This is a genomic window from Streptomyces sp. NPDC026246 (genome assembly GCF_055567995.1).
Genome location: NZ_JBVHPJ010000008.1, coordinates 352,119 through 373,473 on the forward strand (window position 1 = coordinate 352,119; position 21,355 = coordinate 373,473).

Genomic DNA, 21,355 nt, shown 5'->3' on the forward strand with positions numbered 1-21,355 from the left:
GGCACGGAGGGGCAGCGGACCACGAACGTCCGCCTCCCGGGGCATCCCCACGCCCCCGCCACCGCGCCCGCCGGGGACGTCAGGAGCGGGGGACTTCGGGGGCGGGCCGGCGGTGGACGGTGAAGATCGTGGTGTCGTCGGTGAGGCGGCCGCCGCCGTGCCGGAGCGTGCCGTCGCGGACGAACGCGGCGAGCCGGGCGGGCTCGGCGACGCCCGGGTCCTCGGCGACGGCCCGGGCGACCTCCTCGGCCGCCCGGTAGAACGCCCCCGTGCCGTCGCGGGCCTCGCTCACCCCGTCCGTCACCAGCAGCAGCGTCTCCCCGGCGGTGACCGGCACGCGCCGCGCCCGGGGCGGGCCGGGCGCCAGGTCCCGCAGGCCGAGCGGCAGCCCGGGCTCGGCCGCCAGGCGGCGGACCCCGCCCGGGCCGACGGCGAGCGGCGCCTCGTGGCCGAACAGCATCAGATCCACGGCCGTCGGGTCGTCGTCCGGGAAGCCGAGCAGGACGGCCGTGGCGAACCGGTCGCCGTCCGAGCGGCCCAGGGCGACCGTGTGCCGGCGGTGCCGGAGCATCCGCGTCTCCAGCCGCTCGGCGACCGTCACCAGGTCCGCCTCGTGGTAGGCGGCCTCCCGGAACGTGCCGAGCAGCGCGGCCGCCGCCTCCACCGCCCCCAGCCCCTTGCCCTGCACGTCGCCGAGCAGTACGCGGGTGCCGTGCGGGCCGGGCTGGATGTCGTAGAAGTCGCCGCCGACGCGGGCGTGGGCGTCGGCGGTGAGATAGACACCGGCGTGGTCCAGCCCGCCCCAGCCCGGTGGCAGCGGGCGCAGCACCGTGCGGCGGATGGTGTCGGTGACGTCGCCCAGGTGCAGCGCGCGGTGCTCGTCGCGCACCCGGACCACACAGGCCAGGACGGCCAGGGCGCCGCCGATGGCCACGAGGACGAAGTCGGCCGGTCCGGCCTGGTACTCGTGCGGCCAGGCCCCGTCGGCGAGGACGTAGGCGACCAGGGAGAGCAGCGCGAACACGGCCGTGCCCCACACACCGCAGAGCGCGGCGGCGATGCCCGGCACCAGCACGATCCAGGAGACCATGCGGAAGTCGCCGGTGGTGTTCCAGTCGCCGAACAGGATGGCGACGAGCAGCACCAGCGGCGGCACCCAGGCCACGCTGCGCCCCCGCACCCGCAGCAGCTCCTGCCGTCGCACGACGTCCCCGCGGCCGGCCCGGGCGTACCGGTCGAACGGGCCGTGCCCCGTGCGCTGGCGGCTCACGGCATCAGCGAATCACGGCCCCGCACCCGCCGCATCCCGTTGCGCTCCGCCCGCCGAGTTGCCCGGGGTCGCGCCCCGGTGTGCCCTGGAGGCAGGGGCAGGGACAGAGAGGAGCTCTCATGGCTCATGCGGCACCCGCTCCACGCAGGATGACCCGGCAGCGGCGCAGGCCCGACGTGCTCAGTGCCCGCACCCACGCCGCCATGAACGTGGGACTGCCCGTCGCCCTGGGGCTGATCTACGGCTTCTGGGCCGCGGCGAACCGGCGCTTCGGCGGGCCCATCACCGGCTGGAACCTGCTGTTCGGCTTCGTCACCGCGCTCGTCTTCGCCGTGGTGTTCGCCGTCGTCTGGCGCATGTCGGCACGGCTGGGACCCATCCCGCACGCCGGGGTGTGGTTCGTGTTCGCCGGCTGCGCGGCCGGCTTCCTCGCCAGCCAGAGCAACCTGTCCGTGCTCAGCTCCGCCGGCGTGGGGCTGGTCACGGGGGTGGGCGTCCTGCTGATCAACTTCTACCGCTTCTTCACCCGTGAGGATCCGATGGCCGCCTCCCGCGGCTGACGTCCCGGTTCCGGCCGACGCCGGGCCACCCGTTCGGGTGTGCCCGGCGGTGGCGCGCCCGGGGCCCCTTCGCGCAGGTGGGGCCGTGTCCCGGCCCGGCGGGCACGACCGGCTGCCGGTGCAGCGGTCGCGGGCCGGGGCGGGGGCGCCTTGCCTGGAAGGGTGCCCGAGACCCACCGGGCGCCCGCCGCCGCGCAGGCGCCCTCACGCCTGCGGAACGCCCTGTCGGCCGTTGCGCTGGCCCTCGCGTGCCTGCTCCTGCCGCTCGGTGCGGTCGCGTCCTGGGCGGCCCACGGCCTGACCGACACCGGCCGTTACGTCCGGGCGATGGCCCCGCTGTCCGCCGACCCGGACGTGCGGCTCGCGGTCGCGGACGCCCTCGGGGACGGCGTCCTGCGGGAGACCGCGCACGACCTCGACAGCGGGTCCCTGCGCGGTGCGCTCGCCCCGTTCGTGCACGACGCGGCCCGCTCCTTCACCCGCACCGAGACGTTCCGCGCGGCCTGGGTCGCGACGAACCGGACCGTCCACGACGCCGTGGTGCGCGCCCTGCGCGACGACGGCGCGCACGGCGCCCCGGTCACCGTCGACCCGGCTCCGGTCCTCGCCCGCGTCAAACAGCAACTGACCGACGACCACGTGCCGTTCGCCCACCGCATCCCGGTCACGCACACCCGGATCGCGCTGCTCCCGGCCGAGGAGGCGGACCGCCTGCGCAAGGGGTACCACGTGCTGGACACCGCCGCCCTCTGGCTGCCGCTCACCGCCGCCGTCCTGGCCGTCGCCGGGATCGCCCTGGCCGCCTGCCGCCGCCGCGCGGTGACCGCCCTGGGGCTCGGCACGGCCCTGGGCGGCGCGCTGCTGGTGCTCGCGGTCGCGGTCGGCCGCCGCCTGACCCTCGCCGACCTGCCCGACCCGCTGCACCGCCCGGCGGCGGGCGTCGTCTACGACGCCCTCACGGCCACGCTGCGCACGGTGTCCTGGCTGCTGTGCGCCCTGGGCCTGGCGGTCGCGCTCGGCGCCTGGCTCACGGGCCGGTACGGTCCCCGCCGCGCTGCGCGGCGAGCCGCGCGAGCGTCCGCAGCGCCCGCCGCAGATCCGGCTCCGCGGCCGACGCGAGGCCGAGTCTGACGGCGTCGGGCGTGTGCCCGGGGGCGACGGCGAAGGCCGGCCCGGGCGTGACGGCGATGCCGTGGGCCGCGGCGGCGGCCGTGAAGGTGTCGGCGCGCCAGGGCGCGGGCAGCTCCCACCAGGCGAAGCAGGACGCCGGGGCGGACCGTACGGCGAAGCCCGCGAGCTCCTCGGCGAGGATCCGCTGCCGCCGGACCGCCTGGGCCCGCTTGTCCGCCACCAGCCGCGCCACGGTGCCCTCGGCGGCCCAGCGCACGGCCGCCTCCAGCGCGAACCGGCCCGCGCTCCAGCCGCCCGACCGCACGGCGTCGGCGACGGCGGGCACCCGGTGCGGCGGCACCACGAGGAAACCGGCCGTCAGCCCGGGGGCGACCCGCTTGGACAGGCTGTCCACGACGTGGGTGAGGGCCGGGGCGTGCACGGCGAGCACGTCACCGGGCTGCTGGAGGAAGGACCAGATGCGGTCCTCCACCACCGGCAGTGCCAAGTCCCGCACGACCTGCGCGAGTTGCAGCAGCCGGGGCCGGCCCGTGGTGTGGGACGTCGGGTTGTGCAGGGTCGGCTGCACGTAGAGGGCGGACAGCGGCGCCGAGCGGTGCGCGGCGGCGACGGCCTCCGGGAGCAGCCCGGCCGCGTCCCCGGCGAGCGGCACCAGCGTGAGGCCGAGCCGCCCCGCGATCTCCTTGACCAGCGGATACGTCAGCTGCTCCACGCCGACCCGGCCGCCCGGCCGGACCAGGGAGGCCAGGGCGGCGGCGATGGCCTGACGGGCGTTGCCGGTGAACACCAGCCGTTCCGGGGCCGGCCGCCAGTCCGGGGTGGCGAGCAGGGCGGCCGCGGCCGCGCGGGCCTGCGGGGTGCCGGTGGCCGGTGCCGGTGACAGCGCCTCGGCCAGCACGTCGGGCCGCAGCAGCGGTGCGAGAACGGGGGCGAGCAGCTCCGGCTGCCCGGGCACGGTCGGGTAGGTGAGCTCCAGGTTGACGGGTGCGGCGGCCTCGCCGGGCTCGACGAGCGCCTGCCCGCCCCGGCGCACCGGAGCGGCCCGTACGAACGTGCCGCGTCCGACCTCGCCGACGACCAGCCCGCGCCGCACCAGTTCGCCGTAGACGCGGCCGGCGGTCGACGGGGCGATGCCCCTGCGCCGGGCGAACACCCGTTGCGGCGGCAGCCGTTGGCCCGGCGTGAGCCGCCCTTCGGCGATGTCGTCGGCGATCCGGTCGGCGATCCGCCGGTAGTCACCCATCGTCCGTCCCCCTGAGGATTGCACCGAGAGCAAAGATCTTATTGCACCGAGTAGTTGAGCCGCCTAGGGTCGTCCACATGGCACCCTTCCTCGCGTACGAGGACAAAGGCCCCATACAGGGCCCCGTCTCCTCCCGGCAGCCGCTCACCCCTCCGGCCCCCCTGGTCCTCGTCCACGGCCACCCCTTCGACCGCTCGATGTGGTCGCCGCAGATCCGCACCTTCTCCCGGGACCGCCGGGTCATCGCCCCCGACCTGCGGGGCTACGGCGCCTCCCCGGTCACTCCGGCCCTCACGGACTTCTCCGGGTTCGCCCGGGACGTCGAGACCCTGCTGGACGAGCTGGAGGTGGAGACCTGCGTCCTGGCGGGCCTGTCGATGGGCGGCCAGATCGTCATGGACTGCTACCGCCTGTTCCCCGAGCGCCTGCGGGGCCTGGTCCTCGCGGACACCTTCCCCGCCGCGGAGACACCGGAGGGCGTGCGCACCCGCGACGCCGCGGCCGACCGCCTCCTCGCCGAGGGCCTCGGCGGATACGCCGACGAGGTCCTGGAGCGCATGGTCGCGCCGTACGCGTCCGCCGAGGTGAAGGCGCACGTCCACGCCATGATGACGGCCACCTCGCCCCAGGGCGCCGCGGCGGCTCTGCGCGCCCGCGCCCGGCGCCCCGACTACACGGCCCTGCTGGCGCGCGTGCGCGTCCCCGCCCTGGTCGTGGTGGGTGCCGACGACACCTACACGCCCGTCTCCGACGCCCGGGCGATGCACGCGGCCCTGCCCGACTCCGCGCTCCACGTCGTCGAGGGCGCGGCCCACCTGCCGAACCTGGAACGCCCCGAGGAGTTCGACCGCGCGCTGGCCGCCTTCCTCGCCCGGGTCGATGCGCGGCAGCAACCTTCTCCCGCCCCACCTCGTCCTTGAGGGAGGATTCGGGCATCCCACCCGCACGAACGGAAGGGCCGGGCCTTGGACACCGCCGCTGCCGAGTGGACCGCCACCGACGAGGGACCCGGGCACCGCCCCGCCGGACGGCGGTTCGGCGTCTGGTGCGCCGCCCTGCTGCTCGCCGGGGTGAGCGTGGTCGCCGGTTGCCGGGCCGCCGACGCCGACGGCATCACCCCCGTCCCGCAGGTCCTGGCCTTCCTGCCCTGGCTGCTGGCGCCCACCGCCGTCGCGCTGCTGCTCACCCTGCTCGCCCGCTGGTGGCCCGGCACGCTCTGGGGCGTCGTCCTGCTCGGGGTGCTGGCCTGGTACATCGAGCCGTACGGCACCTCCGACGAGCCCGCCGGCCGGCCGGTCGCCGAGTTCCGGGTGCTCACCTCCAACGTCGAGTTCGGGCAGGGCACGCCCTCCCTCGTCGCCGCGGTCCGCCGCGAGAAGCCGGACATCGTGTTCGTCGAGGAGTGCGACCACGCCTGCGACGCCCGGCTGACGCAGGACCTCGCCCGGGACTACCCGCACCGCCGGGCCGTCGAGGGCGGCGGCTCCGAGGGCTCCGTGATCCTCAGCCGGTTCCCGCTGCGGCCCGCCCCGGGCGTGCGCGCCACCATGGGCATGCCCGGGGCGGTCGCCGACGTGGACGGCCACGCCGTACGGCTCCAGCTCGCCCATCCGATGCCTCCGTTGCCCGGGCAGGTGGACCTGTGGAAGAGGGAGCTGGGCGACCTGCGCGACGCGGCCCGCGCCGACCTCGGCACCCCCCTGGTCCTGGCCGGGGACTTCAACGCCTCGCAGGACCACGCCGCCTTCCGCCGCATCCTCGACACCGGGCTGCGCGACGCGTCCCGCCTGGACGGCGCCGACCGCACGGCCACCTGGCCGGCCCGCACCGCCCCGACGTTCGGCGCGCAGATCGACCACGTCCTGGTGTCCGGGGAGTTCGCCGCGGACCGCACCCGCATCCTGGGCCTGTCCGGGACCGACCACCGCGCCGTGGTCACCGACCTCACCCTGCACCAGGCGCCCTGACGGACGCGGAAACGGATACGGCCGCCCCACACCGGTGGGGCGGCCGTATCCGCGTGGGGGTATCAGCGCGCCGACTTCTCCAGCGCCTTGTCCATGGCCGCCGCCAGGCCGTTGGCCCACAGCTGGTTCACCCGCGACCGCTCAGTGGAGTTCGGGTAGGCGTTGGTGCAGGACGTGCCGGGACCGCCGCCCGACATCAGCTCACTGCACGGGCCGGTGTAGTGGTCGGGCAGACCGAGGACGTGCCCGGTCTCGTGGGCGGTGACCCGGGTGGAGTTGTACTGCTGGTTCTGCCGGTAGTCCAGGAAGATGTAGCCCCGGCCGTGGCCGTCGGTGGAGGCGTACGAGCCGCGGGAGTCGTTGCCCTCGCGGTAGCTGAAGTCGGCCGTCGACGCGGAGCCCGACTGCAGGCGCACGTTCGTCACCGAGCTGTTCCAGATCTGGGTGCTGCGCGCTATCTGGGTGCTGAACGACGGCGCCCGGGAGGCGTCGTAGACGACGGTGACGGCAGCGGTGGCGCTCGGGTTCGCGGCGCGCTTCTCCGCGACGGACTTCAGGACCGCCTGGAAGAACGCTCTGCTCGCGTCCGAACCGGCGGACGGAGCGGACGACTTGGCGACGAAGCCGGCGTGCGGCTCCGCGACCGGGGCAGCCGAGGCGGGAAGGGCCGTGCCGAGACCGGCCGTGGCGAGGCCGAGACCGAGGACCGCCAGGGCGGACGTGTACTTGCGCATCGATGACTCCTTGGGTGGGGGCTGAGTCTCACCGGTGAGTCTCGATGGCTGTGCGCCGCCTGTGATGATGGCAACCGGGGATAGGACGGAGCTATCGGCTGCCCAGTTCACCTGATTTAGCGGTGAATTATGTGGCTGGTTAACGCTGCGATTCCGCTTTAGCCTCACAGAGCATGGAGCTCGAGGTGAGGCACCTCCGCGCGCTGTGCGCCATAGCCGACACCGGCAGTCTGCACCGCGCCGCCCGGCAGCTGGGCGTTTCCCAGCCGTCGTTGAGCACACAACTGCGCCGGATCGAACAGGAGCTGGGCGGCCCGCTGTTCCTGCGCTCCCACACCGGCTGCCGCCCCACCCCGCTGGGGCGCCTGGTCCTGAGCCGGGCCCGCCCGCTGATGAGCGACCTGCACCTGCTGGTCACCGAGGCGAGGGCCGCGGCCACCGGCGGCACCGAACTGCGCATCGGCGCCACCGCGAGCAAGGCCCTGGCGGGCTGGCTGCGCCGGCTGCGCGCCCGCGGCCACAACCCCACTCTGCACATGAACGTCTCCCCGAACGCCCTGCTGCACATGGTCGCCGCGGGCCGGCTCGACGTGGCCTTCGTGCACGAGGTGGAGGGCTGTCCCCTGCGTGTCCCGGCGGAACTGCGGCTGCGCGTCCTGGTCGAGCGCGAACCGCAGTGCGTCTCACTGCCCGCGGACCACCCGGCGGCCGTCAAGCAGGAGGTCGACGTGGCCGACCTGGCCGGCGACCGCTGGATGATCGACCCCACGGTCGACGGCGAATGGGACGCCGTCCTGCGGATGTTCCGCGATGCCGGTGTCAGCCCCCACCTCCTGCACGGCGACTACCACACGGCCGACGTCCTGGTCGCGACCGGCGAGGTCGTCACCGTCTGCCAGCCGACCCGCACCCCCCGCCCCGACATGGCGGTCCGCCGGCTCAGGGGCGACCCGCTCGGCGTACGGCTGATCGCCGCGGCCCGTACGGAGACGGACCTGGACGGCGTCTACCCCGCGCTGGAGGAGGCGTACGGGGAGGTGGCGCGGCAGGCCCCGGCCTACCGGGAGTGGCGCTGCCCGGACCGGCCGGCGCCCGACGGCCCCCGCAGACCCCCGAGCCCGGCCCTCCCGTGACGTACCGCCCGTACCGCCCGCGGCGCAGCCGTCAGACGCCGATGTCGCGTCCGTCCGCGCGCCACACGGCCACGACGGCCGGACGGACGTACCCGCCGGGTCCGTCGGGCCAGCTGCTGGCGGGCTTCTCCACGGACGCCCCGTCGATCTCGCCCGGGTGCTGCACGGCCACCAGCACGCGCCGGTCCTGGATGATCGGCCCGCAGGTCTCCGCACCCTTCGGCACGGTCAGGAACTGCTTCAGCTCACCGCGCCGCTCGCCCCGGGTCGCCACGCCGAACAGGCCGTCGTGCGAGCCGAGCTGGGCGCCGTCGGTGGAGATCCACAGGTTGCCGTGCGGGTCGAAGGCCACGTTGTCCGGGCAGGAGATCGGGCTCACGCCCTCCTTCGGGAAGCCCGCGAAGTACGTCGCCGGGTCCTCCGGGTCACCGGCGACGAGGAACAGCGACCAGGCGAACCGCGTGCTCTCGGGCCGGTTCCAGCGCTCGGTCAGCTCCAGCACGTGCCCGTGCTTGTTGGCGTGCCGCGGATTGGCCTCGTCCGCCTTGGGGTTGGAGCCGACGCCGCGGTTGGAGTTGTTCGTCAGGGCGACGTACACCTTGCCCGTGACCGGGTTGGGCTCGATGTCCTCGGGCCGGTCCATCTTCGTCGCGCCCACCTTGTCACCGGCCAGCCGCGTGAAGACGAACACCTCCTCGGCGCTCATGCCCTCCACGTGCGAGACGGCGCCCTTCGCGGTGGCGGTGGCCAGCGGGATCCACTCGCCGCCGCCGTCGAACTCGCCGTCGCTCGGCAGCTTGCCCGTGCCGTCGATCTCGATGGCCGGCGAGTCGCCGGTCAGCCGGGCGACGTACAGCGTCCCCTCGTCGAGGAGGGACAGGTTGTGCTCGCGCACGGCACGGCTGTGGCCGTGCTTCATCCGCTTGCTGCCGACGAACTTGTAGAAGTAGTCGAACCGCTCGTCGTCGCCGGAGTACACGACCGGCCGCCCGTCGTGCGTCAGCCGCACGGTCGCCGCCTCGTGCTTGAAGCGCCCGAGCGCGGTGTGCTTGCGGGGCGTGGAGTGGGGGTCGTACGGGTCGAACTCCACCACGTAGCCGAACCGGTGCACCTCGTTCGGCTCGCGGGCGACGTCGAACCGCTGGTCGAACCGCTCCCACTTGCGCTCGGTCGCCCCGGACCCGATCCCGTACCGCTTGTCGGTGGCGCGCGAGGCGTTGGCGAAGTACTGGTTGAAGTTCTCCTCGCCGTGCAGGGTCGTGCCCCACGGGGTGACGCCGCCGGAGCAGTTGTTGAGGGTGCCGAGCACCTTGGTGCCGGTCGGGTCGGCGGAGGTCCTGACCAGCTCGGATCCGGCGGCCGGGCCGGTGAGCCGGAACTCTGTGGTGGCGGTGACCCGGCGGTTGAGCTGGTGCCGGGACACGGCGGTGAGCCGGCCGCTCCTGCGGTCCTCCTCCACCACGACGGCCGACAGGCCGTGCGCGGCCCAGGCGATCTCGGCCTGCTCACGGGTGGGGTTCGCGGCGTCGTAGCCGCGGAACATCAGGATCTCGTCGGTGTACTCGTGGTTGGCCACGAGCAGTTGCCGGCCGCGCTCCCCGGGCAGCGGGAGCAGGGCGAGAAAGTCGCAGTTGTAGCCGAACTGCCCGGCCTGGGCCCTGGCGCTCTGCCGCTCCGGGTCGAAGGCCGGGGCCCCGCGCAGGATCGGCTCGCCCCACCGGATGACGACGTTCTGCCGGTACCCCTCCGGCACGGTCACGGCGTCGGCGGTGTTGGGCGCGACGGGGGAGAACCGCAGCCCGCGGGCGCCCTTGTGCGTGTGCCGGGCGGCCCCGGCCGCGGCGCCCTCGGAGGCGGCCGGTGCGGCGTTCGCCCCGGGCGCCTGCGCGACACCCACCGCGCCCGCGCCCGCGGCGGCCACGGTCACGACCGCCGCGGCCCGCATCATCGAACGCCGGCTGAGCGCCCCGGCGATCACGTCACCGACGTAGGCGTTGGCACTGGTGTTGGGCACCTCGTGGAAACAGGCGTCACCACACCGGAATCGGCAGGTCATGGCGGACCGGCCACCAGGGTGTGAACCGGACGGCGTTCCGATCAACGGCAGCAGCTTGCGCACTTTGCTCTCCTTGGATGCCCTTGGTGTCAGCGTGACCGTAGGAGCACATATGTGCGGTAGCCGGGCGCCCTGATGAACAACGAGTGAACCCGTGGCAGCTGTACGGGGGTTGCACCTGTTCAAGCCGCCGACACCCACCGGGACCGAATGCGCCCTTGACAGACCTGACCGCCCACACCCGACCCTGCCCAAGATCACCCAGGAGGGCCGCTAACCTTACGTGTCCGTCCTGGCCAGGGATTGACGGGCTTCAACTCACGCGAAGGGTTGCGCGCACATGGGCATTCTCACTCGGTTGCGGAACGCGTTCGGACGGTCCCGCAAGTCACGGACCGCCGAGGCGGAGGGTGCGGCGCGGACCACGACGGTCGAGCCGGAGGCCACGACCGGCGCCTCCCCGTCCCCCGCGGCGGACCCCAAAGTCCCGTCCCCTTCCCCCGAACCGACCCCCGAGCAGACGGCGAGCGTCCCGGAACCCCGCGTCTCCCCGGGCTCGTCGTCCCCCACGACCGACGACGAACACGACCTCGTGTCCGCGGCCTTCGACAACGTGACGGTCCCCCGCCCCACGCGCTCGACGGAGTCCGAGCGGAAGGCGGAGCAGCGGGAGGTCAGCGAGGCGGCGGCTACGGAGAAGCCGGAGCCCCGCGAACCGGCGGCTGCGGAGAAGCCGGCCGACGCGAGTGAGGCGGGGACGCCGTCGGAGGAGGCGCAGAAGCCGGAGGCGCAGAAGCCGGAGGCGGAGAAGCCGGAGGCGAAGGAGCCGGAGGCGCAGGAGCCCCAGGCAGCACCGGAGGCGGAGCCGAAGGCGACGGCCGAGGCGACAGCCGAGGCGACAGCCGAGGACAAGGCGAAGGCCGAGGACAAGGCTCAGGGCAAGGCCGAGGACAAGGCTCAGGGCAAGGCCGAGGACAAGGCTCAGGGCAAGGCCGACGTCAAGGCTGAGGGCAAGGGCGAAGCGAAGGCCACCGACAAGCCCGACGGCAAGGCCGAGGACAAGGCCGAGGCGAAGACCGAAGGCAAGGCCGACGCCCCGGCCGAGAAGCCGGAACCGGAGTCGAAGCCGAAACTGGACTCGAAGCCGGGCGCAGCCCCCGAGGCCGAGCCCGAGCCCAAGACCGAAGGCAAGGCCGAGGACAAAGCCGAGCCGAAGACGGAAGGCAAGGCCGACGCCCCGGCCGAGAAGCCGGAACCGGAGTCGAAGCCGAAACTGGACTCGAAGCCGGGCGCAGCCCCCGAGGCCGAGCCCAAGGCAGGGGCCGAGCCCAAGGCCGAGCCCAAGGCCGAGGCCGAGGCTGGCGCCGCGGAAGCCGAACCGAAGCCTGCCGCGAAGGCGAAGCCCGCGGCCACAGCGACGACGCCGGCGAAGAAGACCACCCAGGCCAAGACCAAGGCCAAGGCGCCGGCCAAGTCCACGACCGCGACCAAGTCGGCCTCGAAGACGGCGACCGAAACTGCGTCCAAGACGGCGGCCAAGACCAAGGCGGACGCGACACCCGAGCCCGCGGCCGCGGCCGCCGACGGCGAGAAGGCCCCACAGGGGCGACCCGCACCCGCCGACGAGACCCGCACGGGTGGTGCGGGTGGGAACGACAAGGCCGAAGGCGAAGCCGAGGCCAAGGCGACCACCACCGGCCCCGCCCTCCCCCTCACCCGCGTCAAGTCCCAGGCCCCCGGCCTCGCCACCGCGTACAACGCCGCCGCGACGGCCCTGGACAAGAACGACCTCACCGGCACCCGCGCCAAGGTCTACCTCGTCCTCGACCGCTCCGCGTCCATGCGCCCGTACTACAAGGACGGCTCCGCCCAGGCCCTCGCCGAGCAGACCCTCGCCCTCGCGGCCCACCTCGACCCCGAGGCCACCGTCCCCGTCGTCTTCTTCTCCACCGAACTCGACGGCACCGGCGAGATCACCCTCGGCGACCACGAGAACAAGATCGACACCCTGCACGCGGACCTCGGCCGCATGGGCCGCACCAGCTACCACGCCGCCGTCGAGGCGGTCCTGGCCCACCACGACAAGAGCGGGTCCGCCTCCCCCGCCCTGGTGGTCTTCCAGACGGACGGCGCCCCCGACGCGAAGACCCCGGCCACCCAGGCCCTCACGGACGCCGCGAAGACCCACCCCGCCGTCCACTTCTCGTTCGTCGCCTTCGGCGACCCGGAGAACAAGGCCTTCGACTACCTCCGCAAGCTGAAGACCCCCAACACGTCCCACTTCCTCGCCGGCGAGACCCCCCGCGAGCTCACGGACAAGGAGCTCTACGAGGGCGTACTGGCGAACTGGCGCCCCTGACCCTCCCGGCCCTCCCGGCACCGGCCGACGCCGCCCGCTTCCCACCCCGCAAAAGGGGAGGCGGGCGGCGTACCCATGTCGGCTACGATTTCAAGGTTCCGTAGACGACCGAGACCACGAGATCGTCACCCCGCGTAGCGACTTGGGAGCAGCCCGCGATGGCTCGACACCTCATCACCAGCGCCCTTCCGTACATCAACGGGATCAAGCACCTGGGCAACATGGTGGGGTCCATGCTCCCGGCGGACGTGTACTCCCGCTATCTGCGCCAGCGGGGCCACGAGGTCCTCTACATCTGCGCGACCGACGAGCACGGCACCCCGGCCGAGCTGGCCGCCAAGGAGCAGGGCGTCCCGGTGGACGAGTTCTGCGCCCAGGCCCACGACCAGCAGAAGGCAATCTACGACGGCTTCAGCCTGGCCTTCGACTACTTCGGCCGCAGTTCCTCGCCGCAGAACCACGAGATCACCCAGGAGATCGCGCGCGAGCTCAAGGCCAACGGCTTCATCGAGGAGCGCTCGATCCGCCAGGTCTACTCGAACGCCGACAGCCGCTTCCTGCCCGACCGGTACATCATCGGCACGTGCCCGCACTGCGGCTACGACAAGGCGCGCGGCGACCAGTGCGAGAACTGCACCCGGGTCCTGGACCCGACCGACCTGATCGACGCCCGCTCGGCGATCAGCGGCAGCAGCGACCTGGAGGTCCGCGAGACCAAGCACCTGTTCCTGCTGCAGTCGGTGCTGGCCGGCGAGGTCGAGGCGTGGGTCGACGAGCGCGCCGACGAGTGGCCGGTCCTGGCCTCCTCCATCGCCCGCAAGTGGCTGACCGAGGGCCTGCACGACCGGGCGATCACCCGTGACCTGGACTGGGGCGTCCCCGTCCCCGCCGACACCTGGCCGGACCTCGCCGCCGAGGGCAAGGTGTTCTACGTCTGGTTCGACGCCCCGATCGAGTACATCGGCGCGACGAAGGAGTGGGCGGACCAGGACCCGGAGAACCGCGACTGGCGCTCCTGGTGGTGGGAGTCCGACGCGGACGTCCGCTACACGCAGTTCATGGGCAAGGACAACGTCCCCTTCCACAGCGTGATGTTCCCGGCGACCCTGCTGGGCACCCGCGCCCCGTGGAAGAAGGTCGACGTCATCAAGGCCTTCAACTGGCTGAACTACTACGGCGGCAAGTTCTCCACGTCCCAGCGCCGAGGCGTGTTCACGCACGACGCCCTCGACATCCTGCCGGCCGACTACTGGCGCTACTTCATGATGGCGAACGCCCCGGAGTCGGACGACTCGTCGTTCACCTGGGAGCACTTCACCGCCACGGTCAACAAGGACCTGGCCGACACCCTCGGCAACTTCGTCAACCGCGTCCTGTCCTTCTCCAGGAAGCGCTTCGGCGAGGAGGTCCCGGCGGGTGCCGAGCCCGGCGAGGCGGAGGCGAAGCTGGGCGAGGAGATCGCGCGGCTGCTCGCGGAGTACGAGTCCCAGATGGAGGCCATCCAGTTCCGCAAGGCGGCGGCCGCGCTGCGCGCCCTGTGGTCCGCGGGCAACTCCTACCTGGAGGAGAAGGCCCCCTGGCTGGAGATCAAGACCAACCCGGAGGGCGCGGCGCTCACCCTCCGTACGGCGATGAACCTCATCCACCTCTACGCGGTGGTCTCCGAGCCGTTCATCCCGACGTCGGCGAAGCGGATGCGTGAGGCGTTCTCCCTGGAGAACGACACGGCGCGCTGGGTCACGGCCGACGAGGCGAGGTCGCTGGACTCCGTCCCGGCGGGCACGCCGTTCACCATTCCGCCGGTCCTGTTCGCCAAGCTCACGGATGACGACCTGGAGTCCTACAAGGAGCGCTTCGGCGGCGAGCCGGCCTGACCGGCGCCCCGCCACCGCCCCCGGAGGGAATCCCCCCTCCGGGGGCGGTGCCGTTTTTCCTCCGGCACTGAGATGATCGGGAGAAACCGGTCAACTCAGTGGGGGGAACCACCGATGGCACTGTTCGGCAACGCGCACACCGTGAATCCGGCCTCGGCCCAGCAGGACTACGCCCGTCTCCTCGGACACGGCGAGCAGGTGCACGCGGCGTTCCTGCTGATCCGCGACACCATCCTCTTCACCGACCGCCGCCTGATCCTCATCGACAAGCAGGGCATCACCGGCAAGAAGGTCGAGTACCACTCGGTCCCGTACCGCAGCATCACCCACTTCTCGGTGGAAACGGCAGGCACTTTCGACCTCGACGCCGAACTGAAGATCTGGATCTCCGGCACCCCCACCCCGATCGAGAAGACCTTCACCAAGGGCGTCGACATCTACGAAGTCCAGGCGATCCTGACCCAGTTCGTCGCGCGGTAGCCCTTCGCACGACGGGAACGTCTTTGCTGTTCCCGAAAGGGTGAACGCACCCTGGACGGCCCGCGACACGGCAATCAGCGGACCAACCTTGCCCCCATGGTCACCTCAACCCATGAGACCTCGCACATGCTGGCCCGCGGAATGCGGTCGTTCGACAAGGCCACCGCGAAGTACTGGTGCGAATGGCTTGAAGTAGGACTGGAGAACACTCCGGTCCAGGAGACCTGGAGAGAGCTGGAGAAAATGGTCGCCACTTACTTCCCGGACAGGGGAACCCTTTTCGAGCAGACCTACCTCGAAGGCAAAGCCGAGGGAACCGCTCAGTCGATCCTCCGCGTGCTCCAGAAGCGCGGAGTCCCCCTCACCCCCGACGACCACGAACGCATCACCTCCTGCACCGACCTCGACACCCTCACCCGGTGGTTCGACCGGTCGCTGACCGCCGCCGGCGCGGATGAGGTCTTCTCCGCGGAGTGAGCGTGGGGCCCCGGGCACCGCAGCGGCCCGGGACCGTTTCCGGTTCCGGGCCGCTGTGCTGCTCGGCGTACAGGTGCTCCGCGGGTTACTTCGGCTGCGGCTTCCGCACCGTCAGGTGCAGTTCCTTCAGCCGGGCCTCCTCCAGCTCCGTCGGCGCGCCCATCATCAGGTCCTGGGCGTTGCCGTTGAGCGGGAAGGCGATCGTCTCGCGGATGTTGGGCTCGTCCGCGAGGAGCATGACGATGCGGTCGACGCCCGGCGCGATGCCGCCGTGCGGCGGGGCGCCGAAGCGGAAGGCGCGCAGCATACCGGCGAACTTCTCCTCGACGGTCTCCCGGTCGTAGCCGGCGATCTCGAACGCCTTCAGCATGATCTCCGGCTCGTGGTTCCGGATCGCGCCGGAGGACAGCTCCACGCCGTTGCAGACGATGTCGTACTGCCAGCCCAGGATGTCCAGCGGGTCCTGGGTCTCCAGGGCCTCCAGACCGCCCTGCGGCATCGAGAAGGGGTTGTGCGAGAAGTCGATCGCGCCGGTCTCCTCGTCCTTCTCGTACATCGGGAAGTCGACGATCCAGCAGAACCGGAAGACGTTCTCCTCGAAATGCCCGGCACGCTTGGCGGCCTCGACCCGGACCGCGCCCATGATCTTGGAGACCTCGTCGAACTCACCCGCGCCGAAGAACACCGCATGACCGGCGGCCAGCGAAAGCCGCTTGGTGAGCTCCGCGACGTTGTCCTCGGTCAGGAACTTCGCGATCGGGCCGGACAGCGAGCCGTCCTCGGCGACACGGACCCACGCCAGGCCCTTGGCACCCTGCGAGACGGCGAAGTCGCCGAGCTGGTCGAAGAACTTGCGCGGCTGCGAGGACACGTCCGGCACCGGCAGGGCCCGCACGTGCTTGCCGGCGAAGGCCTTGAACTCCGAGCCCTCGAAGATGTCGGTGATGTCGACGAGTTCGAGCTGGGCGCGCAGGTCGGGCTTGTCGGAGCCGTACTTCAGCATCGCCTCGCGGAACGGGATCCGCAGGAACGGCGAGGTGACGTGACGGCCGCCGCCGAACTCCTCGAACAGCTCCGTCATCAGCTGCTCGATCGGCTGGAAGACGTCCTCCTGCTCGACGAAGCTCATCTCGACGTCGAGCTGGTAGAACTCGCCCGGCGAACGGTCGGCGCGGGCGTCCTCGTCACGGAAGCAGGGCGCGATCTGGAAGTACCGGTCGAAGCCCGAGATCATCAGCAGCTGCTTGAACTGCTGCGGGGCCTGGGGCAGGGCGTAGAACTTGCCCGGGTTCAGCCGGGAGGGGACGACGAAGTCGCGGGCGCCCTCGGGGGAGGTCGCCGACAGGATCGGCGTCGCCATCTCGTTGAATCCGAGGGCGACCATCTTCGAGCGGATCGAGGCGATCACCGACGACCGCAGCATGATGTTCTTGTGCATGCGCTCGCGGCGCAGGTCGAGGAAGCGGTACTCCAGACGCCGCTCCTCGTTGACGCCGTCCTCGGCGTTGATCGTGAACGGCAGCGGGGCCGCCGCACCGAGCAGCTCGACCTCGCCGACCTCGACCTCGACCTCACCGGTCGGCAGCTCGGGGTTGACGTTCTCGGCACCGCGGGAGACGACCTTGCCGTCCACACGGACGGTCGACTCCTTGGAGAGCTTGTCGAGGGCCTCGTACGCGGGAGTGCCGGGACGGGCCACGAGCTGCGTGATGCCGTAGTGATCGCGCAGATCGATGAAGAGGATGCCGCCCAGGTCGCGCCGATTGTGCAGCCAGCCACTCAGCCGGACGTCGGTGCCGACGTCAGAGGCGCGGAGCTCGCCGCAGGTGTGGGACCTGTACCGATGCATCGTCGTTCATCCAGTCTTCGCTGATCGGGGTCTGTGTTTCACGTGAAACGCCTCCCCAGCGTACCGGGCAGGTGAAGATCGGCTCTCCCCAGTTGTGCATCGCGCACGGGTCCGCCTTCGGTGGCAGTCTTCGAGCGTCTCTTCCTAAAGTGGGGCAATGCGCACTGGCGAGCCCCTGCCCGCCGTGGGGGAGGCACTGGCCGCCCTCGCGACCGGCCTGTGGCAATGGGACACCGCCACCGGGCTGGTCACGGTCGACGCCGAGGCGGCACGGCTGCTCGGGCTGCCCGCCGCGCAGGTCACGCTCACCGAGGCGCAGGCCCGGGCCCGGCTGCACCCGGTGGACTGGAACGAGATCACCGGCGTGGTCCAGCTGGCCGTCGCCGAGGCCACCCTCGCCGAGGTCCGCATCCGGATCATGGACGAGCAGGGGCGCGTGATCCGGGTCGTGCGCAGCCGCTCCAAGCCGACCTTCGACCGCGCCCGCAAGGCGTATCTGCTGATCGGCACCCTCCAGGAGGTCACCGAGCCGACACCGGGCACGCCGGCGGGGCGCAGTGCGGTCACCGGCGACTGGCGGCGCTCGCGGGAGGCGTTCCTGCTGGACGCGGGCCGGGCGCTGGCGGAGGCGCGCTCCACCCAGGAGGTCCTGCGGGTCACGGCCAATCTCTCGATGCCGGGCTTCTCACCGGACGGGCTGGCCGTGTTCGGGGTGGAGGGCGACCGGCTGACGGTCATCGGCCACCACGGCCAGCAACGGGGCACCGAGAACCCCTTCTCGGACATGCCGCTGGACACGGACTACCCGGCCGCGGAGGTGGTGCGCACGGGCCGGGCGGTGTACCTGTCGTCGGCGCAGGAGTACAAGGCGCGCTACCCCCTGACGTGGCCGCTCGCCGAGCGGTTCGGGCGCCGCTCCTGGGCGTTCCTGCCGCTGACCGTGGCCGGCCGCACGATGGGCGCGTGGATGGCGGCCTTCGCCTACCCGGTCGCCTTCACCCCGGACGAGCGGTCCGTGCTGGCGACCGTGGCGCGGATGCTGGCGCAGGCGCTGACCCGGGCGGGGCTGGCGGAGAGCGAGCGGGCCCTGACCGACGGGCTCCAGCGCACGATGCTGCCGAGGCTGGGGCCCCAGCGCATCCCGGGTATGAGTGTGGCCGCCCGTTACGTGCCCACCGGCGGCGGCCTCCAGGTCGGCGGTGACTGGTACGACGTGATCCCGCTGCCCAGCGGACGCTTCGCGCTGGTCATCGGGGACGTCCAGGGCCATGACGTCCGGGCGGCGGGCCTGATGGGGCAGCTGCGCATCGCCCTGCGCGCCTACGCCTCCGAAGGGCACCGCCCCGACGCCGTGCTGTCCCGGGCCTCGCGCTTCCTGCACGGCATCAGCGACGAGGACCCGTACGACCCGCGCTTCGCGACCTGTGTCTACGTCGAGGTCGACCCGTCGTCGGGGGTGCTGGACATCGCCCGGGCGGGCCATCCGGACCCGGCGATCCGGATGGCCGACGGCACGGTGCTGACCCGGCCGACCTCGGGCGGGCTGCCGCTGGGCATCGACCCGGACGCCGACTACCCGACGACCCGGCTGGTGCTGGAGCCCGGCGAGACCATGCTGATCTGCACGGACGGCCTGATCGAGACCGGCGGTCACGACCTGGAGACCGGCTGGCGGCGGCTGCGGGCGATCCTGGAGGAGCACACGGGGGACCTGGAGGAGCTGGCCGACACCCTGGTGCAGGCCGTGCACGGTCCGTCGTCGCACCACACCACCGGCCCGCTGGCCGACCGCCGCGAGGACGACATCGCCATGCTGCTGCTGAGCCGGGAGGGCGGGGGCTGCGGCTGCGGGGACACCCGGGCGGCGACGCCACCGGTGCGGCGGTCGGTGCTGACGGTGGCGCAGGCGGAGCCGGAGCGGGTCGCGGTCGCCCGGCAGCAGCTGCGGGAGCTGCTGCACGACTGGTCCTCGCCGGACCAGGTGGACTCGGCGGTGCTGCTGCTGTCGGAACTGCTGACGAACGTCCTGGTGCACACCGACTCCGACGCGCTGCTGGTCGTGGAGCTGACCGGTGCCGCGGGGGAGCGGCGGCTGCGCGTCGAGGTGACGGACGCCGGTGACGATCTGCCGCACAAGCGCAGGCCGGGCGAGCTGGCGTCCTCCGGCCGCGGCCTGGTGCTGATCGAACTGCTCGCGCACGCCTGGGGGGTCGAGCCGCGCGGCGAGGGCAAGAGCATCTGGTACGAGCTCTACGAGTCGGTGAACGGCTCGGGCGACGGCGCGTGGACGCCGTGACGAACCCGCCGGCGTCAACCCGATGACATCGATACACCCTTTCGTGTGACCACCGGGTGAGTGACGACGACGCCCTTCACACCACCTGCACGATGTGTGCCCTGGCCGATTCCGACCGCAGGCAAGGAAGTCGCATGGGCAAGTCCGCATCCCGTGAGGAACGGGGCAGGAGTTCCTCCTTCTCGATGTCGTACGAGGGCGGGCGGCGCGACCCCTCCACGCACGTCAAGCTCGGACGTCTCTCCTACAAGGGCCCCGCCACCGCCGTGGTGGCCCTGGCCGTGGTGGCGGCCGGTGGCGTGGTCGGGTACCAGCTGCTCGCCGGTCAGGGCGGCTCCGGCGGCACGGGGACCGGGCCCGGGACGAGCGTCTCCTCGGGTCCCGAGGCGGCGAGGAACACCGGCGGGCCGGACGCGAGCGGAGCGGGCCCGGGCCCGCAGGCCGCGGACGCGGGCGCCACCTCGGCACCGCCCACGTCCGGCTCGCCCGCCACCGGCGGGCCCGGCCACGCCACCCCGGCGGCCGACGGCGGGCCGGCGGCGGGGGCCGTTCGTGAGCACCGCAAAGTGGTGCTGCGGTCCTCGTCGAACCTGGACCTGGACTTCACCAACGCGGTCTCCGACATCACCTTCACCATGCCGTCCGGCGGCAACGGCTGGACCCTCGCCGGAGCGAGCGGCGACCTCGCCACCGTCGAGGGCCCGGCGACCGCCGAGAGCTGCGCGGCGGCCACCGACTTCGGCTTCACCATCGACCGGAAGAACATCGCCCAGGGCCTGACCGCCTGCGTGCTCACCGACGAGAACCGGGTGGCGGCCCTCACCGTCCTGGGCTGGCAGAAGGACAGCAACGGCCTGTCGTCCGTCACCATGGACGTCACCCTGTGGGAGAAGTCCGAGGAGCGGTGACGCCCGTCAGTCCTGCGGGCCGCTCTCGGTCATCCCGTGCACCGCCGGGACCGTGCCCAGCCGGCCCTTCTGGAAGTCCTCGAAGGCCTGCATGAGCTCGTCCTTGGTGTTCATCACGAACGGGCCGTAGTGGGCCATCGGCTCCCGGATGGGCTGCCCGCCGAGCAGGACGACCTCGAGGTCCGGGGTGTGGGAGTCCTGCCGGTCGTCCGCGCGGACGGTCAGCGAGGAGCCCGCGCCGAAGACCGCGGTCTGCCCGGTGTGGACCGGACGGCGGTCCGTGCCGACGCTGCCGCGCCCGGCCAGGACGTACGCCAGGCCGTTGAAGTCCTCGCGCCACGGCAGGGTCAGCTCCGCGCCCGCCGCCACCGTCGCGTGGATCATCGTGATCGGCGTGTGGGTGATGCCGGGGCCCTGGTGGCCGTCCAGCTCACCGGCGATGACCCGCAGCAGCGCACCGCCGTCGGGGGTGGTGAGCAGCTGGACCGAGCCGCCGCGGATGTCCTGGTAGCGCGGGGCCATCATCTTGTCCTTGGCCGGGAGGTTCACCCACAGCTGCAGGCCGTGGAAGAGCCCGCCGGACGTCACCAGGTGCTCCGGAGGAGCCTCGATGTGCAGCAGGCCCGAGCCGGCCGTCATCCACTGGGTGTCGCCGTTGGTGATCGTGCCGCCGCCTCCGTTGGAGTCCTGGTGGTCGAAGATCCCGTCGATGATGTACGTGACGGTCTCGAAGCCGCGGTGCGGGTGCCAGGGGGTGCCCTTGGGCTCGCCCGGCGCGTACTCCACCTCGCCCATCTGGTCCATCATGATGAACGGGTCCAGGTAGCGGTAGTTGATCCCCGCGAACGCCCGGCGCACCGGGAACCCCTCGCCCTCGAAACCGCTCGGAGCGGTCGTGACGGCGAGCACGGGACGTGCCACGGCGTCGGCGGGCGCGGTCACGCGGGGCAGGGTCAGCGGGTTCTCGACGGTCACAGCAGGCATGTCGGTTCCTCCTCGGGTACGCCCAGTTTAGTTG

General features: G+C 72.5%; 17 protein-coding genes. 11 read left to right on the forward strand and 6 right to left on the reverse strand.

Annotated elements, in window-relative coordinates; all coding sequences use genetic code 11:
- Positions 1 to 79 precede the first annotated feature (79 nt).
- Complete coding sequence (locus tag ACZ4M5_RS22180) at positions 80 to 1,270, reverse strand: PP2C family protein-serine/threonine phosphatase (RefSeq protein WP_467739315.1); 1,191 nt, start codon at positions 1,268 to 1,270, stop codon at positions 80 to 82.
- 119 nt (positions 1,271 to 1,389) lie between these two features.
- Between ACZ4M5_RS22180 and ACZ4M5_RS22185 the strand changes: the two genes are divergently transcribed.
- Together ACZ4M5_RS22185 and ACZ4M5_RS22190 are read left to right on the forward strand one after the other, a co-directional pair.
- On the forward strand, positions 1,390 to 1,830 hold the full coding sequence (locus tag ACZ4M5_RS22185; protein ID WP_467739317.1) for a hypothetical protein: 441 nt from the start codon (positions 1,390 to 1,392) through the stop codon (positions 1,828 to 1,830).
- Between the two features lie 162 nt (positions 1,831 to 1,992).
- Positions 1,993 to 2,961: a hypothetical protein gene (locus ACZ4M5_RS22190; RefSeq protein WP_467739319.1), complete on the forward strand. Its 969-nt coding sequence runs from the start codon at positions 1,993 to 1,995 to the stop codon at positions 2,959 to 2,961.
- Here ACZ4M5_RS22190 and ACZ4M5_RS22195 read toward each other — a convergent pair.
- A complete protein-coding gene (locus ACZ4M5_RS22195; RefSeq protein WP_467739321.1) occupies positions 2,858 to 4,204 on the reverse strand; it encodes an aminotransferase-like domain-containing protein in 1,347 nt (448 codons plus the stop codon). The two genes, ACZ4M5_RS22190 and ACZ4M5_RS22195, sit on opposite strands and share 104 nt — an antisense overlap.
- Before the next feature lie 77 nt (positions 4,205 to 4,281).
- Between ACZ4M5_RS22195 and ACZ4M5_RS22200 the strand changes: the two genes are divergently transcribed.
- Both ACZ4M5_RS22200 and ACZ4M5_RS22205 read left to right on the forward strand, forming a co-directional pair.
- Positions 4,282 to 5,124 carry an alpha/beta fold hydrolase gene (locus ACZ4M5_RS22200; RefSeq protein WP_467739323.1) on the forward strand — a complete coding sequence of 281 codons (843 nt, stop codon included), beginning with the start codon at positions 4,282 to 4,284 and terminating at the stop codon, positions 5,122 to 5,124.
- A 45-nt stretch (positions 5,125 to 5,169) separates the two neighbouring features.
- A complete protein-coding gene (locus tag ACZ4M5_RS22205; RefSeq protein WP_467739325.1) occupies positions 5,170 to 6,171 on the forward strand; it encodes an endonuclease/exonuclease/phosphatase family protein in 1,002 nt (333 codons plus the stop codon).
- 62 nt (positions 6,172 to 6,233) lie between these two features.
- Here the strand turns inward: ACZ4M5_RS22205 and snpA are convergent, their stop codons facing one another.
- Positions 6,234 to 6,905 (reverse strand): snapalysin, encoded by a 672-nt coding sequence (gene snpA, locus ACZ4M5_RS22210; RefSeq protein WP_467739327.1) that lies wholly within the window; start codon positions 6,903 to 6,905, stop codon positions 6,234 to 6,236.
- Between the two features lie 173 nt (positions 6,906 to 7,078).
- Here snpA and ACZ4M5_RS22215 point away from each other — a divergent pair, with 173 nt between their 5' ends.
- The gene (locus tag ACZ4M5_RS22215; protein WP_467739329.1) at positions 7,079 to 8,038 is read left to right on the forward strand and encodes a LysR family transcriptional regulator; all 960 of its coding nucleotides are present in this window, start codon (positions 7,079 to 7,081) and stop codon (positions 8,036 to 8,038) included.
- Between the two features lie 31 nt (positions 8,039 to 8,069).
- Here ACZ4M5_RS22215 and ACZ4M5_RS22220 read toward each other — a convergent pair whose 3' ends face one another.
- Entirely contained in the window at positions 8,070 to 10,157 is a 2,088-nt protein-coding gene (locus tag ACZ4M5_RS22220; RefSeq protein WP_467739331.1) for a PhoX family protein, read from the reverse strand.
- Positions 10,158 to 10,434: 277 nt separating this feature from the next.
- On the opposite strand from ACZ4M5_RS22220, the gene ACZ4M5_RS22225 reads away from it, so the two are divergent.
- The 4 genes from ACZ4M5_RS22225 to ACZ4M5_RS22240 all read left to right on the forward strand — a co-directional run bounded on the left by ACZ4M5_RS22225 (position 10,435) and on the right by ACZ4M5_RS22240 (position 15,284).
- Positions 10,435 to 12,453, forward strand: coding sequence for a VWA domain-containing protein (locus ACZ4M5_RS22225; protein ID WP_467739333.1), 2,019 nt, complete (start codon positions 10,435 to 10,437; stop codon positions 12,451 to 12,453).
- A gap of 158 nt (positions 12,454 to 12,611) precedes the next feature.
- On the forward strand, positions 12,612 to 14,327 hold the full coding sequence (metG, locus tag ACZ4M5_RS22230) for a methionine--tRNA ligase (RefSeq protein WP_467739335.1): 1,716 nt from the start codon (positions 12,612 to 12,614) through the stop codon (positions 14,325 to 14,327).
- A gap of 114 nt (positions 14,328 to 14,441) precedes the next feature.
- The gene (locus ACZ4M5_RS22235) at positions 14,442 to 14,807 is read left to right on the forward strand and encodes a PH domain-containing protein (protein ID WP_467739337.1); all 366 of its coding nucleotides are present in this window, start codon (positions 14,442 to 14,444) and stop codon (positions 14,805 to 14,807) included.
- Positions 14,808 to 14,903: 96 nt separating this feature from the next.
- A complete protein-coding gene (locus ACZ4M5_RS22240) occupies positions 14,904 to 15,284 on the forward strand; it encodes a hypothetical protein (protein ID WP_467739339.1) in 381 nt (126 codons plus the stop codon).
- Between the two features lie 85 nt (positions 15,285 to 15,369).
- On the opposite strand, the gene aspS is transcribed toward ACZ4M5_RS22240, so the two are convergent.
- Positions 15,370 to 17,133, reverse strand: a complete 1,764-nt coding sequence (aspS, locus tag ACZ4M5_RS22245; RefSeq protein ID WP_467739341.1) for an aspartate--tRNA ligase — start codon at positions 17,131 to 17,133, stop codon at positions 15,370 to 15,372.
- A 157-nt stretch (positions 17,134 to 17,290) separates the two neighbouring features.
- Here aspS and ACZ4M5_RS22250 point away from each other — a divergent pair, with 157 nt between their 5' ends.
- Together ACZ4M5_RS22250 and ACZ4M5_RS22255 are read left to right on the forward strand one after the other, a co-directional pair.
- Positions 17,291 to 19,429, forward strand: a complete 2,139-nt coding sequence (locus tag ACZ4M5_RS22250) for a SpoIIE family protein phosphatase (RefSeq protein WP_467739343.1) — start codon at positions 17,291 to 17,293, stop codon at positions 19,427 to 19,429.
- Between the two features lie 134 nt (positions 19,430 to 19,563).
- Entirely contained in the window at positions 19,564 to 20,337 is a 774-nt protein-coding gene (locus ACZ4M5_RS22255; protein WP_467739345.1) for a hypothetical protein, read from the forward strand.
- A 6-nt stretch (positions 20,338 to 20,343) separates the two neighbouring features.
- Here the strand turns inward: ACZ4M5_RS22255 and ACZ4M5_RS22260 are convergent, their stop codons facing one another.
- Positions 20,344 to 21,321, reverse strand: coding sequence for a pirin family protein (locus ACZ4M5_RS22260; RefSeq protein ID WP_467739347.1), 978 nt, complete (start codon positions 21,319 to 21,321; stop codon positions 20,344 to 20,346).
- Positions 21,322 to 21,355: the final 34 nt, after the last annotated feature.

Bases quoted from the DNA above. Each gene is read 5' to 3' on its own strand.
- ACZ4M5_RS22185 (WP_467739317.1), top strand. From the start codon at position 1,390: ATGGCTCATGCGGCACCCGCTCCACGCAGGATGACCCGGCAGCGGCGC.
- ACZ4M5_RS22195 (WP_467739321.1), bottom strand. From the start codon at position 4,204: ATGGGTGACTACCGGCGGATCGCCGACCGGATCGCCGACGACATCGCC.
- ACZ4M5_RS22200 (WP_467739323.1), top strand. From the start codon at position 4,282: ATGGCACCCTTCCTCGCGTACGAGGACAAAGGCCCCATACAGGGCCCC.
- snpA (WP_467739327.1), bottom strand. From the start codon at position 6,905: ATGCGCAAGTACACGTCCGCCCTGGCGGTCCTCGGTCTCGGCCTCGCC.
- ACZ4M5_RS22215 (WP_467739329.1), top strand. From the start codon at position 7,079: ATGGAGCTCGAGGTGAGGCACCTCCGCGCGCTGTGCGCCATAGCCGAC.
- ACZ4M5_RS22225 (WP_467739333.1), top strand. From the start codon at position 10,435: ATGGGCATTCTCACTCGGTTGCGGAACGCGTTCGGACGGTCCCGCAAG.
- metG (WP_467739335.1), top strand. From the start codon at position 12,612: ATGGCTCGACACCTCATCACCAGCGCCCTTCCGTACATCAACGGGATC.
- ACZ4M5_RS22235 (WP_467739337.1), top strand. From the start codon at position 14,442: ATGGCACTGTTCGGCAACGCGCACACCGTGAATCCGGCCTCGGCCCAG.
- ACZ4M5_RS22240 (WP_467739339.1), top strand. From the start codon at position 14,904: ATGGTCACCTCAACCCATGAGACCTCGCACATGCTGGCCCGCGGAATG.
- aspS (WP_467739341.1), bottom strand. From the start codon at position 17,133: ATGCATCGGTACAGGTCCCACACCTGCGGCGAGCTCCGCGCCTCTGAC.
- ACZ4M5_RS22250 (WP_467739343.1), top strand. From the start codon at position 17,291: ATGCGCACTGGCGAGCCCCTGCCCGCCGTGGGGGAGGCACTGGCCGCC.
- ACZ4M5_RS22255 (WP_467739345.1), top strand. From the start codon at position 19,564: ATGGGCAAGTCCGCATCCCGTGAGGAACGGGGCAGGAGTTCCTCCTTC.
- ACZ4M5_RS22260 (WP_467739347.1), bottom strand. From the start codon at position 21,321: ATGCCTGCTGTGACCGTCGAGAACCCGCTGACCCTGCCCCGCGTGACC.